We start from the raw sequence: 13,957 nt of genomic DNA, 5'->3' as shown, positions 1-13,957 counted from the left end.
CTCAGTTGCGCGCACCGGACACCGGATAGCCAACGAAGGTCTTGTCATCGACCCGCACCATCAGCTTTCCGTCCTGCGTCGAGCCGACCACAATTCCCTGCACGGATACACACGAACCCAAGGCGATCGTTCTCAGCATCTCTCCCCCCAAATTCAGCCAGAACGGGTAAAGAATACGGGGGAAGTGGTTAACCCGCTACTAAGAAAATTTCACAAAAGAGGCAAAATTCTCGTTGCCTGCAAAAAATTAAAGCCAATCGCGCAAGATCGGGATGAGTGGAATATCGGCGGGCGGCATCGGGTAATCCTTCAGTGCCTGTGCCCGCACCCAGGCGATTCGCTGCCCTTCGCGGCCGGTGGGAATGCCTTCCCAGCGCCGGCAGGCGAAAAGCGGCATCAGCAGGTGGAAATCCTCATAGGCGTGGCTGGCGAAGGTCAGCGGCGCGAGGCAGCTTTTCCAGGTGTCGATGCCCAGCTCTTCCTTCAACTCGCGGATCAGGCAGGCCTCGGGTGATTCGCCGGATTCAACTTTGCCGCCCGGAAACTCCCACAGCCCGGCCAGAGATTTGCCCTCGGGGCGTTGCGCCAGCAGCACGCGACCGTCAGCGTCAATCAGCGCCACGGCGGCGACGAGAAGAATCTTCATGGCAGATGTTCCGCTTCTGGCAGGTGCCGGGGGACTTCGCGTCCCCCGGACCCCCTGTGGGATATTTATGAACAGATGAAATCAGGAGCGGTAATCCGCGTTGATCTCGATGTAACGGCTGGTCAGGTCGCAGGTCCAGATCGAGCGTTTGGCCCGGCCCATCCCCAGATCGACACCGATCACCAGTTCCGAACGGCGGAAATAGGCGGCGCCGTCTTCCTCACGGTAGTCGGGGTTGCGCCAGCCTTTTTCGGCGACAATCAGATCGCCGAAGGTGATACGCAGCTTGTCGCGGTCTGCTGCAGCGCCGGATTTGCCGATAGCGGCGACGATACGACCCCAGTTCGGATCTTGTCCGGCCAGCGCGGTCTTGACCAGCGGGCTGTCGGCGATGGACTTGCCGATGCGAAGCGCATCTTCGGCCGAGGCGGCGCCGGTGACCCGGATTTCCACAAATTTTGTGGCGCCTTCACCATCCTTCACAACCTGATGCGCCAGATCCATCATCACACTGCGCAGCGCGGCCTCGAAGGCCTTGGCGACGGGTCCGGTGGCCTTGACTTCTGCCGCTGCGCTCTGGCCGGTGGCGCAGAGGAGCAGCGTGTCCGAAGTGGAGGTGTCGCTGTCGACGGTGATCGAGTTGAAGGTCTCGTCCACATTCCGCGACAGCATCTTTTGCAGGTTGGCGGCACTGATCTTCGCATCGGTGAAGATATAGACCAGCATCGTCGCCATATCCGGCGCGATCATGCCCGACCCCTTGGCGATGCCCGAGATATGAATCGGACCACCTTCGCCTTCGATCACGGCGCTGGCCCCCTTGGGGAAGGTGTCGGTGGTCATAATGGCTTCGGCAGCCGACTGGATCGCCTCTTCCGTCAGGCCCTCGACCAGCGCGGGCATGACGGCGGTGATTTTCTCGAAGGGCAGGGGTTCACCGATCACGCCGGTGGAGGAGGAATACACCCGGCTGGCGGGCAGCCCCAGTGCCGCGGCGGCGCTGCCGGTGACCTCGGCCACCGCCTTGTCCCCGATCTTGCCGGTGAAGGCATTGGAATTGCCCGAGTTCACCACGATGGCGGCGCCGGCATCGGCCGGTGCCTTCATCGCCAGTTTCTCCTGGCAGTCGCGCACGCAGCCCGAGCGGGTGGAGGAGCGGGTGAACACCCCCGCGACGGTGGTGCCGGGGCACAGGCTGACCAGCATCACGTCGCGGCGGTTCTGATACTTGATCCCGGCGCCGACTGCGGAAAAGGCCGCACCCTTGATGACCGGCAGCACCGGGAAGGCCGCAGGGGCCAGCGGCGACACCGGCTTGGCAGCCTTCTTCACCGCAGCGACCGCAGCTTCGGCCAAATCCTCGGCGCGGTCTTTGGCGGTTTCTGCCGCCTCTTCCAGTTGCGCCGTGAGGGTGGCGACCTTCTTCTTCAGCTTCTTCTTGAGGGCCTTGGCTTCGGCCTTCCAGTCGGTCTTGCTCATGGCGCAACTCCGGCAGAGATTACTTGTCCAACAAGCTCTCGTCTTTCAGGACGGCCGGGTCAATCCCTTCGCCCGGTTTCTCGACCTTCGCATCCTTCTCCAGCGCGGCGAGGTGATCGGTGATCGCGGTTTTCTCGATCTCGGCTGCAAGCTCGTCGCGCACATCGTCCAGCGCGGGCGCGGCGGAAGGACGCGTTTCGACCAGCTTGATCAGGTGCCAGCCGAAATCGGTTTTCACCGGACCGACCAATTCACCCGGCTTCATCGCCACAACTGCATCCTCGAAGGGTTTGACCATCATACCGGGGCCGAACCAGCCCAGATCCCCGCCATTGGCGGCGGTGCCGTCGGTGCCGTGGGTCTTGGCCGCATCGGCGAAATCGACGCCGCCCTCGATCTGTGCCTTGATTTCCTTGGCCTTCTCCTCGCTGTCCACGAGGATATGCGCGGCGTGATATTCGGTGCCGGGCTTGAAGTCCTTGTATTTGGCGTCATAGGCGGCTTGCAGTGCGGCATTGGTCACGGCCGCTGTCACCACCTGTTGCAGCGCGATGGCCGAGATCTGGCCACGGCGTTCATTTTCCAGCGTGATCTGGTCGCGCTTCGACAGGTTCTTTTCCACCGATTGTGCCAGAAGTGTCTGTTGCACAAGCTGATCCAGGATCCCCTTAAACAGGACGTCATCGGGCAGCGCCTGATATTGCGGCGGCAGCGAGGCGCGCATGGCGATCATCTGCCCCAGCGTCACCGGGGTGCCATTCACATCGGCCACAACGGTTTCGGCAGTGGGGTCGGCCGCGAGGGCCGGGGCGGCGAGGGCCACCGTCAGCGCAAACGCCCCAAGGATCGTTGTTATTTTCGCCATATCACCGTCTCCTGATCGGGGCGCGTGCCGCGCCACGTTGACTTGGCGCTTCCGCCCCCTTACATCCGCGAAGGTCGCGCGAGACGGGGCACCTTCCGCGCCTTTCCGGGTTCTTCTATGAAAGCTGGGTGAGGCGGGCAAGGCCCCCGTCTCGCACGTTTCTGTCAGCAACCGGACACCGGAGAAAACATGCTTGGTCTCGGAACGCTCGCGCGGAAGGTTTTTGGCACGCCCAATGACCGCAAGGTCAAATCGGTTCGCCCGATGGTCGCCAGGATCAACGCGCTGGAGCCGGAGTTTCAGGCGCTGAGCGACGAGGATCTGATCGCGCGCACCCGCGCCCTTCAGGACCGCGTGCAGAACAAGGGCGAAAGCCTTGACAGCATCCTGCCCGAAGCCTTCGCCAACTGCCGTGAAGGCGCGCGCCGCGCGCTGGGCCTCCGGGCCTTCGACGTGCAGTTGAAGGCAGGGATCTTCCTGCATCAGGGCAATATCGCCGAGATGAAGACCGGCGAGGGCAAGACGCTGATGGCGACTTTCCCGGCCTATCTGAACGCGCTGGCGGGCAAGGGCGTTCATGTCGTCACGGTGAACGACTATCTGGCCAAGCGCGACTCTGAATGGATGGGCAAGGTCTTTGCCCAGCTTGGCCTGACCTGCGGCGTGGTCTACCCCTATCAGCCCGAGGCCGAGAAACACGCGGCCTATCGCGCCGACATCACCTATGCGACGAACAACGAGCTGGGCTTTGATTACCTTCGTGACAACATGAAGGGCAGCATCGATGAGATGATGCAGCGCGGCCATTTCTTCGCCATCGTGGACGAGGTCGACTCGATCCTCATCGACGAAGCGCGCACGCCGCTGATCATTTCAGGCCCGAGCCAGGACCGCAGCGACCTCTACACCCGCGTCGATGCGCTGATGCCCGAACTGACTGAGGCGCATTTCAAGCTGGACGAAAAAGGCCGCAACGCGACCTATACCGAAGAGGGTAACGAGTTCATCGAAAGCCGTCTGCGCCAGTCCGGTTTGCTGCCCGAAGGCCAGACGCTTTACGACCCCGAAAGCACGTCTCTGGTGCATCACATCAACCAGGCCCTGCGCGCCCACAAGCTGTTCCACCGTGATCAGAATTACATCGTGCGCGACGGCGAGGTTGTGCTGATCGACGAATTTACCGGCCGGATGATGCGGGGCCGCCGCCTGTCCGACGGGCTGCATCAGGCCATCGAAGCCAAAGAAGCGGTGCAGATCCAGCCCGAGAACGTGACGCTCGCTTCCGTGACCTTCCAGAATTACTTCCGTCTCTACAACAAGCTGTCGGGAATGACCGGCACCGCCCAGACCGAGGCGGAAGAATTCATGGAAATCTACAAGCTTGGTGTGGTCGAAGTGCCGACCAACCGTCCGGTCGCGCGGAAGGACGAACACGATCAGGTCTATCGCACCGCGCGCGAGAAATACGAAGGTGTGGTCAAGGCCATCGGCGAGGCGCATGAAAAGGGCCAGCCGATCCTTGTCGGTACTACCTCGATTGAGAAATCGGAATTCCTGTCCGACCTGCTGAAACAGGCCGGTGTGCCACATAATGTGCTGAACGCGCGGCAGCACGAACAGGAAGCGCAGATCGTGGCGGATGCAGGGCGCTTCGGCGCGGTGACCATCGCCACCAACATGGCCGGGCGCGGTACTGACATCCAGCTGGGTGGCAATGTCGAAATGAAGGTGATGCAGGCCATCACCGCCGACCCGCATCTGCACCCGGACGAAGTGCGCGCCAAGGTCGAGGCGGAACATGCCGCAGAAAAGCAGAAGGTGATCGAGGCGGGCGGCTTGTTCGTTCTGGGCACCGAACGCCATGAAAGCCGCCGCATCGACAATCAGTTGCGCGGCCGTTCGGGCCGTCAGGGCGACCCCGGCCGCTCGGTTTTCTTCCTGTCACTGGAAGACGATCTGATGCGGATTTTCGGCTCGGAACGGCTGGACAGCGTGCTGTCGAAACTGGGGATGAAGGAAGGCGAGGCCATCGTTCACCCCTGGGTCAACAAGTCGCTGGAACGCGCGCAGGCAAAGGTCGAGGGCCGCAACTTCGATGTCCGCAAGCAGCTGCTGAAGTTCGACGACGTGATGAACGACCAGCGCAAGGTGATCTTCGGTCAGCGGCTGGAGATCATGCAGGCCGAGGATCTGTCGGAAATCGCGCAGGACATGCGCTATCAGGTCATCGACGATCTGGTCGAACAGTTCATGCCGGCCAAGACCTATCCTGAACAGTGGAACACGACCGGCCTTTATGCGGCGCTGCTGGAAAAGATGGCGCTGGACGTTCAGGTGATCGACTGGGCGAAGGAAGAGGGCGTCGACCAGGATGTGATCCGCGAACGGCTGGAGAAAGCCTCGGATGCCATGATGGCCGAGAAGCTGGAAAGCTTCGGGCCGGAAACCATGCGCAACATCGAAAAGCAGCTTCTGTTGCAAACCATCGACGGCAAGTGGCGCGAACACCTGCTGCGGCTGGAACATCTGCGCTCGGTCGTGGGCTTCCGTGGCTATGCCCAGCGTGACCCGCTGTCGGAATACAAGACCGAGGCTTTTGCCCTGTTTGAAACCATGCTGGACGGGCTGCGTCAGGATGTGACTCAGAAGCTCGCTCTGATCCGGCCGGTGACGCAGGAAGAACAGCAGCAGATGATGGCGCAATATCTGGCGCAGCAGCAGGCCGCGCAGGACGCCGCCGACGCGGCGGCGGCTTCGGGTAGCCATGAGGCGGTGGAACATATCGCAGCCGCTGGCTTTGACGAGGCCGACCCCTCGACTTGGGGCAACCCGTCGCGCAATGACCCATGCCCCTGCGGTTCGGGTGAGAAGTTCAAGCATTGCCACGGTCGCCTCGTCTGAGGCGGCCCACCGGCGCGCTGCTGGAAACATTCCCCGCTTTCGCCACGGAATGGCCCGGTTTCCTGACTAGTCCTGACCGGGACAAAAACTCGGGAGCCTTCCGATGGACATGAAACGTCGAATCGCACTTGCCGCCGCGCTGCTGGCTGTCGGGCTGGGCGCTGGTCATTTCGTGCAGAACCGTGCTGCGGAAGAGAAACTGGCCGCGCAACGGGAGGCCGCCGTGAAGGTGAAATCGACCAGCGTGGTGCCGCTGGCTGCCGAATCCGACCCGGCCCCGATCATCCTGACGCGGCCCGCTGCCGAGGTGCCCGCTGCGCCAATGCTGACGCCACAGCCGGACAGCACCCCCGCGAAGATTGCGCCACCCGCCATGCCGCAGGATACTGCCCCGACACAGGCCGAGGCCTGCCCCGTGACGCTGGATCTCGCGGCCAAGGACCATGCCATGCTGGGCCTGACCCTGCTGGCCCCCTGCCAGCCGGACGCGCGCGTTGTCATCAAACAGGGCGGGCTGGCCGTCACCGGAAAGACCTCTACCACCGGGGCGCTGTTTCTTGATCTGCCCGCGATGACGACGGATGGCACCGTGACAGTCAAGCTGGCGGATGGCACCCGGGTCGAGGCAACCCGCCCGATGCCCGAGGTCGCGGGGCTGCGCCGGTTCGCGGTGCAATGGCTCGATGCCGATGCGTTCCAGTTGCAGGCGTTTGAAAACGGGGCCGATTATGGCCAGCCCGGCCATGTTTCGGCCAATGCGCCGCACACGCCGGTGCCGGGCAAACCGCTGACCGGCGGGTTCCTGTCCCTTCTGGGGGACGATTCGGTCGATCTGGCGATGCTGGCCGAGGTTTACACCTTCCCGGCCAACGGGATGCCGGATGTGGTGGTTGAGGCCGCTGTTACCGATGCGACCTGCGGACGCGAACTGCTGGGCGAAACTGTGGCGTCGTTCGGCGGACAAAGCGACAGCTCTGAACTGACACTGGCCATGCCGGACTGCGCAGCGAAGGGCGATATTCTGGTATTGAAAAACCTCGTGTCCGGGACGAAACTCGCCACAAGGTAACTTGAAGGCCCGATATGCGTTTGATGCTTTGGTGCGCGGCGGTTTTCGCCGCGCTCTCGTTTTGCGGACAGGCGGCACAGGCGCAGGATGTCACCCTGACCGCGCGCGACGGGTCTTTGTCGATCGACGGCACGCTGATGGGCTTTGACGGCGAGTTTTACCGGGTCGAAACCCGGTTCGGCATGCTGACGGTGGATGGCGAAGGCGTGATCTGTGACGGACCGGGTTGCCCCGACCTGACCGCAACACTTGCTGTTCTGCGCATCACCGGGGCCGAGGCGCCGGGCAAGGCGCTTTTGCCGCCGCTGCTGGCCGCTTATGCGAAAACGCGCGGGCTGGCTCTGAAGCTGGAACCGCAGGACGCCGGTTTCATCGCGGCTTTGTCGGAAACCGGAACCGATCAGGTGCTGGCGCGCATCACCTTCATCCCGTCCTCGCCGGAGGAGGCGCGGGCGGCACTGTTGTCCGGCGCGGCAGAGCTTGCGGTTTCGGCAACCGCCGACAAGGGTTTCGGCGCACGGGCCATGGCGCTGGATGCGCTGGTCCCGATTGTCGCGCGCGACAACCGGCTGCCCCGGATCTCGACCCCCGATCTGGCGCAGGCGCTGTCGGGCGAAATTCGCAACTGGCAGGCGCTGGGCGGGCCTGACATGCCGCTGGCGCTGCATGCGCTGGCAAAGGATACGTCGGTGCAGCAGGCTTTGGTGGCGCGTCTGGGGCGTGATGTGCCTGCGGTCGTGATCCATGACACGCCCGAGGCACTGGCCGAGGCAGTGGCGCGTGACCCCTGGGCGCTGGCGATCACCGGGCAGGCGCAGCGCGGCGCCGCACGGGCATTGCCGCTGACCGACAGCTGCGGCTTTCCGCTGCTGGCGGACCGGGCACTGGTGAAGGCGGGGGATTATCCTCTGACCTTTGCCATCAGCCTCCTGACGCCGCGCCGCCGCCTGCCGCTGTTCGCACGGGAGTTTCTGGATTTCCTCGACCATCCGGCAGCCGAAACTGCCGTGGCCGGGGCTGGATATATCGACCGCGCCCCGGAAAGCGTGCCGCTGACTGCGGACGGGCTGCGCCTGCTGAACGCGATCAAGGGGGCAGGGGGTGATGTGCCGCTGGCCGAGCTGAAACGTCTGGCCGATGCCATGGCGGGCGCCAGCCGGTCGTCGCTGACCTTCCGGTTCGAGGATGGGTCCGCGACGCTGGATGCGCGCTCGCGCGAAAACCTGCGCCTGCTGGCGCGCCTGATCGAGGTTGATGCCTTTCGTGGAAACAGGCTGATCCTCGCGGGATTCTCTGATGGTTCGGGCGATGGCGCGGCCAATATGCGGCTGTCGGAAAGCCGGGCCATCGGTGTGCTGACCGCGCTGTCTGCGACATTGCCGGGCGGCACCGATCCTGCACGCCTGCCAGAGGTCGAAGCGTTTGGCGAGGCGCTGCCCATGGCCTGCGACACCACGGCCGCCGGGCGCCGCGCCAACCGGCGGGTGGAGGTCTGGTTGCGCCCGGTGTTCACAGATAGCCCTGAGACCGGAAACTGAGCTCCCGCTCTTTCCCGATGATCAGATGATCGTGCAAAACAAGGCCCAGCACCTCGGCCGCGTCGCGGATCTGCATGGTCATTTGTATGTCTGAATCCGAGGGTGTCGGGTCGCCGGAAGGGTGATTGTGCACCAGAATCAGTGCGCTGGCATTCAGTTCCAGCGCCCGTTTCACCACTTCGCGGGGGTAGACCGGCACATGATCCACCGTGCCGCGTGCCTGCTCCTCATCCGCGATCAGCACATTCTTGCGATCCAGAAACAGGATACGGAATTGCTCGGTTTCCCGATGCGCCATGGTGGTGTGACAATAATCCAGCAGCGCGTCCCAGCTTGACAGCACCGGCCGGTGCATCACCTTCGCCCGCGCCATGCGCTGCGCCGCCGCCTCAACGATCTTCAATTCCTGCACCACCGCCTCTCCCACCCCTTTCACCGCCAGAAGACGCGGCACCGGGGCGGCAATCACGCGGTTGAAATCGCCGAAGGTTTCCATCAGCAGCCGGGCCAGCGGCTTCACATCCTGCCGGGGGATGGCACGAAACAGCAGAAGTTCCAGCAATTCGTAATCCGGCAGGGCGGTGGCGCCGCCCTCCATGAACCGTGCGCGCAGGCGTTTGCGGTGGTCGGCAATATACGAGGGCAAGCGCCCCGGCAGGGCCGCACCTGTCGCCTCATCCTCGTCGCCTGACGGGGCGAAAAGGGGCAGGGGAGCTTCGGCGAAGGCGCGTGATCTGGTCATGCCGCCAGCTTGCGCCCCGAATCGTAAACGGGCGGTTAACCGCAGCAGGGCTTGTCATCCGCCAGTCCTCCGGCTTCGATGGCAGAAAACAGGAGGCAGCATGACACTCGGTCAACTGAAAGCCCAAGGCACCCCGCGCGAGATCGGGCGGGCGCTGGGTATGGCGGGGCGGGCGGCCGTGCTGACCCATCTGCGCGGCAACCCCTTCTGGCGCGAGGTGGTCGATCCGGTACACGCAGGCCGCCGCGCCCGGATGGCGGAAACCGTGCGCAACTGCTTTCCGGCGATCTGGGCTGAGATCGAGGGACTGGCCGAAGGGCTGGACCTGTCTTTCGCCGAGGTTTTCGCCTGGCAGTGCCGGGGGGACATCCTCGCCGCGCTGCCGCCGTTTGCTGAAGCCGAGGGCTGCACCTCGGTCCTGCGCCCCGGCACCCCGGCGGTTATGGCGCATAACGAAGACGGCTACCCCAACCTGCGCGGCCAGTGTTTTCTGGCTGATCTGGCGCCGGAGGGCGCACCGCAGTTCGTCAGCTTCTGCTATCCGGGGTCGATCCCCGGCCATACTTTCGCGATGACCGGGGCGGGGCTGGGGATGACGGTCAACAACATCCGCCTGCAAGGGGTGGAGCCAACGGTTCCGCGCATGGTGCTGGGCCGGGCGATCCTCGCCTGCCGTTCGGCGGCCGAGGCGTTGGCGGTGCTGGAAGGCGCGAACTCCGGCGGTTTCCACATCGGGCTGGGCGAGGCCGCCAGCGGGCGGCTCTGGTCGGTGGAATATGGCGGCGGTGCAATGTCGGCGCAGGAGGTCACGGCGCCCTTCGCCCATGCCAATCACGCGCTGCACCATCCAGGCGGGCTGGCATCGCAATATATCACCCGGTCTTCCGCAGACCGGCAGGCGCGGGCTGAGGCTTTGCTGGCTGGCGATCCGCTGGCGGTGCTGGCCGATGCCGCCGGGCCGGGCCTGCCGATCCGCCGCAGCGACCCGCGCGACCCGGATGAGGAGAACACGCTGGCCACGGTGGTGATGCGGCTTGACGGTGGCGGGATCGACTGGCGGGTTTATGACGATCCCGCGCAGCCGCCGACCCACGCAGGGTGGATCGGCGGCTGAGGCGGCTCAGGCGGAGACCGCGAGTTCCGTCATCATTCCGGTCGCCAGATGGCCCATGTGGTGACAATGCAGCATCCAGGGCGCGACCTCACCCGCGTCAAAGGCGATGGTCACGCTGCCCATGGCGGGCACATGCACCGTATCGCGCAGCGCACCCGCGAAACGGGTGCCGTTGACCTCGACCACCTGAAACACATGGCCATGCAGATGCATCGGATGTGCCATCATCGACATGTTATGGAACATCAGTTCCACCCTCTCGCCGTTTTTCGCGGCGACCGGGGTCCGGTTGTCCCATGTCTGGTCATTGATCGTCCAGACATAGGGCTGCATCGCGCCGCCCAGCATGACCATCTGCCGGTTCTGCACCGGGCGTTCGGGGAGCGAGGTTACGGCACGCAAGGCCAATTCCTGCCGCATGTCGCCGGAAACCGGCGGATGCGCCTCGTCGGAAAGCGTGGCCATCCGGGGGATTGCGGCGCCCTTCGGGGCCAGAACGATGCCGGTGCGTTCGCGCGCGCCTTCGCGCAGGGCGAGTATGGGCAGTGCGGCACCATCGGCGGGCAGGTTGATCTCGATATCCAGCCGCTGTGCCGGGGCGATGGAAAAGCGGTCGCCGGGAAGAGGTTGCACCGGCTCGCCATCCACCGCGACCAGCCGGGCCGGGGTGCCGGTATCCACCCAGAAAGCGGTCATCGAGGCACCGTTGATGACCCGCAGCCGGATGCGCCCGCCCGGTTCGACGGCGATGACCTCTGGGTCGTCCAGCGTGCGGTCATTGGCCAGATAGGCGTCGAAGTTGAAATCGTTGAGGTCCATGGCCATGTCAGCCATACCGCTCATCTCGCCCATGGTCCCCATGCTGCCGTGCCCCATGGCGGAATGATCCATGCCAGCCGGCGCGCCGTGGTTCATGCTGCCATGATCCATCGCCATGCCGCCCGTCACCTCTGCCAGCACTTCTTCCGGCGAACGGAAAGCGAAGTCGTGCAGGAACATCACCACCTCTTGCCGGTCGGTGCGCAGATCCTCGGCGCTGCGCAGGATCAGCGGTGCGGCCAGAAGACCGATTTCCTGCTCCGGCAGATGGCTGTGCATCCAGAAGGTGCCGGGGCGGGGCGCATAATCATACCCACGGGTCTCGCCCGGTTTCAGCATCGGATTGGTGTTGGGCACGCCATCCTGCGCATTCGGGGGGATCTGGCCGTGCCAGTGGATGATCGTCTCGACCGGCAACGCATTGGTCAGATCGACGCGAAAGCGTTGATCGGTGTCGAGCGTCAGGCCAAGGCCGCCCTGGGCATTCATCAGCCCCATGACGGTGGCCGCGCGACCGCCAACCTCGATTACGCGGGTGGTGGCGGTCAGCGACAGCGGGGCGGTGGCGGCACGCAGCCGGGCGGGCACTGCAAGCGAAGCGGCCATAGCCGCAGAGGCGGCCATGAAGCCGCGGCGGGAAAATCGGGTCATCTTGATCTCCGGTCAAAAGTGGGACTTTGGGACAGGAGGCAAAGGCGTGGTGGCTTGCCTTCCGGTTCGGGGCCGGTGGAGGCTGCAAGGGCAAGAACCGGCGCCGGTTCGAACGGCACGACACGCTGCACCAGGCCAGGCGGCGCGAAGGCTTCGGTCATCACCGTCTGGCCCAGACAATGCTGGCGACAGGTTTCATTCATCCTGTCAGCGGTCATGCTGTGGCAATCGGGGGTGGTCATGGCCTGCGCCCTCTGCGGCTGTGGCATCGCATTGGCGATGGACACCGCGCCGGGCGACAGGCCGACAGCCGCCATAAAGACGGTGACAGCCAACAGTCGAAACAAGGCAGCCCTGAAACCCATGATTGCAGCTTACTGCGGGGGAACGAGCCTGTCAGATGAAATTTCCGGCACCGGACAAGGCGTCGTTCGCGAGCCTGCCCGTCGCATCGGGCAAGTTCTCACACCAGCGCCGCCACTCTTTCGGCCACGGCTTCGCCCAGAGCCGCATGGGCCTCTGCCTCGAAATGCACGCCATCGACCGGGCTGACGCTGATCACCTCCCCTGCGTCCAGAAAGGCTGCCCCGCGAGAGGTGGCGAGCGCGCGGTAGAGTGGGGGCAGGGCCAGAGATTTGGTGCGGGCACCCCAGAAATCCGGCGCGAGGACGCCGGTTTCCAGCACCGGCGGCGGGCAGATCAGCAGCACGCGGAAGCCACCATGCCGGGCCTGCATCTCGACCCCGAGCGCAAGGTCCAGCAGCCCGGCGATGCCGCCCATTACCGTTTCGGGGCTGGCGCCGAAGCGGGTTTTCACATCATTGGTGCCCAGCATGATGGTCAGCACATCCAGCGGCCCGTGGCTTTGCAGCGCCTGCCGCAGCGCCGGATGACCGTTCATCAGCCCGTCCATACATGGGTCGTCGAATTGCGCGGTGCGGCCTGGCAGACCTTCCTCCACCAGCTCCCACTCCGGCCCCAGTGCCGCCAGCGCCCGGCGCGGCCAGCGGACATCCGGGCCGAAGCGATGATAGCTCACGCGGTCGGTCATCGGGGGTGAACCGTGGGTATTGCTGTCGCCGAAGGTCATCAGAACGGGCATGGCACTCTCCGCTTTTCCGGCAGGCTAGTGCCGGACGCAGGAAATGCAATTCCCCTTGGCCTTTTGCGGCACTGCGCCCATATAGGGGCAAAGCTGCAAGACACGAGGACGCGATGTTCGGACTGGATTCCCAAAAGACCGCCCCCGCCGGGGCCGATCTGATCAAGGATTCGTCGGAAGCCACCTTCATGGCCGATGTGATCGACACAAGCCGCGAAGTGCCGGTGATCGTCGATTTCTGGGCGCCGTGGTGCGGCCCATGCAAACAGCTTGGCCCCGCGCTTGAGGCGGCTGTGACCGCGGCCAAAGGCCGGGTCAGGATGGTCAAGATCAACGTCGATGAAAACCAGATGATCGCGGGGCAATTGCGTATCCAGTCGATCCCGACGGTTTATGCCTTCTGGCAGGGCCAGCCGGTCGATGGCTTTCAGGGCGCGCTGCCGGGGTCGGAGCTGACCAAGTTTATCGAGCGCGTTGCCGCCATGGCAGGTGACGGCGGGCTGGGCGAGGCGCTGGAGATGGCGGAACAATCGTTGACCGATGGCGATGCCGTCGGAGCGGCCGAAATCTTTGCCGCAATTCTGGGCGAGGAGCCGGAGAATGCAGCCGCCTATGGCGGGTTGATCCGTGCACATATGGCGGCGGGCAATGTCGAACAGGCCGAGGCATTCCTCGCCGGTGTGCCCGCGAAGATCGCCCACGCCAAGGAGGTCGAGGCGGCTCGGGCGCAGATCGAGCTTGCCAAGCAGGCTGCCAATGCGGGCCCGGAGGCGGAGCTGCGCGCGGCGGTCGAGGCCAATCCCGACAATCATCAGGCGCGCTTTGATCTGGCGGTGGCGCTGAATGCCTCGGGCAAGGTGAACGAGGCGGTGGACGAGTTGCTGGACCTGTTCCGCCGGGACCGCGAATGGAATGACGGTGCCGCGCGTGCCCAGCTTTTCACCATCTTCGACGCGCTGAAGCCGCAAGACCCCATCGTGCTGAAGGGGCGGCGCAAACTTTCGTCGATGATATTTGCCTGACCTGCCGCG

General features: G+C 64.4%; 13 protein-coding genes. 5 read left to right on the top strand and 8 right to left on the bottom strand.

The genetic code is table 11. The features are described from left to right. Position 1 precedes the first annotated feature (1 nt). From C8N34_RS26335 to C8N34_RS09450, 4 genes are all read right to left on the bottom strand, one after another. On the bottom strand, positions 2-139 hold the full coding sequence (locus C8N34_RS26335; RefSeq protein WP_054301359.1) for a hypothetical protein: 138 nt from the start codon (positions 137-139) through the stop codon (positions 2-4). Between the two features lie 108 nt (positions 140-247). Continuing rightward, positions 248-646, bottom strand: coding sequence for an 8-oxo-dGTP diphosphatase MutT (gene mutT, locus C8N34_RS09460; RefSeq protein WP_054301358.1), 399 nt, complete (start codon positions 644-646; stop codon positions 248-250). 81 nt (positions 647-727) lie between these two features. Continuing rightward, complete coding sequence (gene argJ, locus C8N34_RS09455; protein WP_108128694.1) at positions 728-2,125, bottom strand: bifunctional glutamate N-acetyltransferase/amino-acid acetyltransferase ArgJ; 1,398 nt, start codon at positions 2,123-2,125, stop codon at positions 728-730. A 19-nt stretch (positions 2,126-2,144) separates the two neighbouring features. Next, positions 2,145-2,990: a peptidylprolyl isomerase gene (locus C8N34_RS09450; protein ID WP_108128693.1), complete on the bottom strand. Its 846-nt coding sequence runs from the start codon at positions 2,988-2,990 to the stop codon at positions 2,145-2,147. 189 nt (positions 2,991-3,179) lie between these two features. Between C8N34_RS09450 and secA the strand changes: the two genes are divergently transcribed. The 3 genes from secA to C8N34_RS09435 all read left to right on the top strand — a co-directional run bounded on the left by secA (position 3,180) and on the right by C8N34_RS09435 (position 8,498). Beyond that, positions 3,180-5,891, top strand: a complete 2,712-nt coding sequence (secA, locus tag C8N34_RS09445; protein WP_054301355.1) for a preprotein translocase subunit SecA — start codon at positions 3,180-3,182, stop codon at positions 5,889-5,891. A gap of 103 nt (positions 5,892-5,994) precedes the next feature. Beyond that, complete coding sequence (locus C8N34_RS09440) at positions 5,995-6,960, top strand: hypothetical protein (protein ID WP_108128692.1); 966 nt, start codon at positions 5,995-5,997, stop codon at positions 6,958-6,960. Between the two features lie 14 nt (positions 6,961-6,974). Then, positions 6,975-8,498: a phosphate ABC transporter substrate-binding/OmpA family protein gene (locus tag C8N34_RS09435; protein WP_108128691.1), complete on the top strand. Its 1,524-nt coding sequence runs from the start codon at positions 6,975-6,977 to the stop codon at positions 8,496-8,498. Here the strand turns inward: C8N34_RS09435 and radC are convergent. Further along, the gene (radC, locus tag C8N34_RS09430) at positions 8,470-9,240 is read right to left on the bottom strand and encodes a RadC family protein (RefSeq protein WP_054301352.1); all 771 of its coding nucleotides are present in this window, start codon (positions 9,238-9,240) and stop codon (positions 8,470-8,472) included. The genes C8N34_RS09435 and radC overlap by 29 nt on opposite strands. A 100-nt stretch (positions 9,241-9,340) precedes the next feature. Here radC and C8N34_RS09425 point away from each other — a divergent pair, with 100 nt between their 5' ends. Then, positions 9,341-10,354: a C45 family autoproteolytic acyltransferase/hydrolase gene (locus tag C8N34_RS09425; protein ID WP_108128690.1), complete on the top strand. Its 1,014-nt coding sequence runs from the start codon at positions 9,341-9,343 to the stop codon at positions 10,352-10,354. A 6-nt stretch (positions 10,355-10,360) separates the two neighbouring features. Here the strand turns inward: C8N34_RS09425 and C8N34_RS09420 are convergent, their stop codons facing one another. The 3 genes from C8N34_RS09420 to C8N34_RS09410 all read right to left on the bottom strand — a co-directional run bounded on the left by C8N34_RS09420 (position 10,361) and on the right by C8N34_RS09410 (position 12,926). Beyond that, the gene (locus C8N34_RS09420; RefSeq protein ID WP_108128689.1) at positions 10,361-11,824 is read right to left on the bottom strand and encodes a multicopper oxidase family protein; all 1,464 of its coding nucleotides are present in this window, start codon (positions 11,822-11,824) and stop codon (positions 10,361-10,363) included. After that, on the bottom strand, positions 11,821-12,171 hold the full coding sequence (locus C8N34_RS09415; protein ID WP_145693629.1) for a hypothetical protein: 351 nt from the start codon (positions 12,169-12,171) through the stop codon (positions 11,821-11,823). The genes C8N34_RS09420 and C8N34_RS09415 overlap by 4 nt, the downstream gene beginning before the upstream one ends. Before the next feature lie 116 nt (positions 12,172-12,287). Continuing rightward, positions 12,288-12,926 carry an SGNH/GDSL hydrolase family protein gene (locus tag C8N34_RS09410; protein ID WP_054301349.1) on the bottom strand — a complete coding sequence of 213 codons (639 nt, stop codon included), beginning with the start codon at positions 12,924-12,926 and terminating at the stop codon, positions 12,288-12,290. 113 nt (positions 12,927-13,039) lie between these two features. Between C8N34_RS09410 and C8N34_RS09405 the strand changes: the two genes are divergently transcribed. Beyond that, entirely contained in the window at positions 13,040-13,948 is a 909-nt protein-coding gene (locus C8N34_RS09405) for a thioredoxin family protein (RefSeq protein WP_108128687.1), read from the top strand. Positions 13,949-13,957 lie beyond the last annotated feature (9 nt).

This window comes from Gemmobacter caeni, from assembly GCF_003054195.1.
GTDB classification, from domain to species: Bacteria; Pseudomonadota; Alphaproteobacteria; order Rhodobacterales; family Rhodobacteraceae; genus Gemmobacter; species Gemmobacter caeni.
This window is presented reverse-complemented; position numbering and strand designations above follow the sequence as displayed.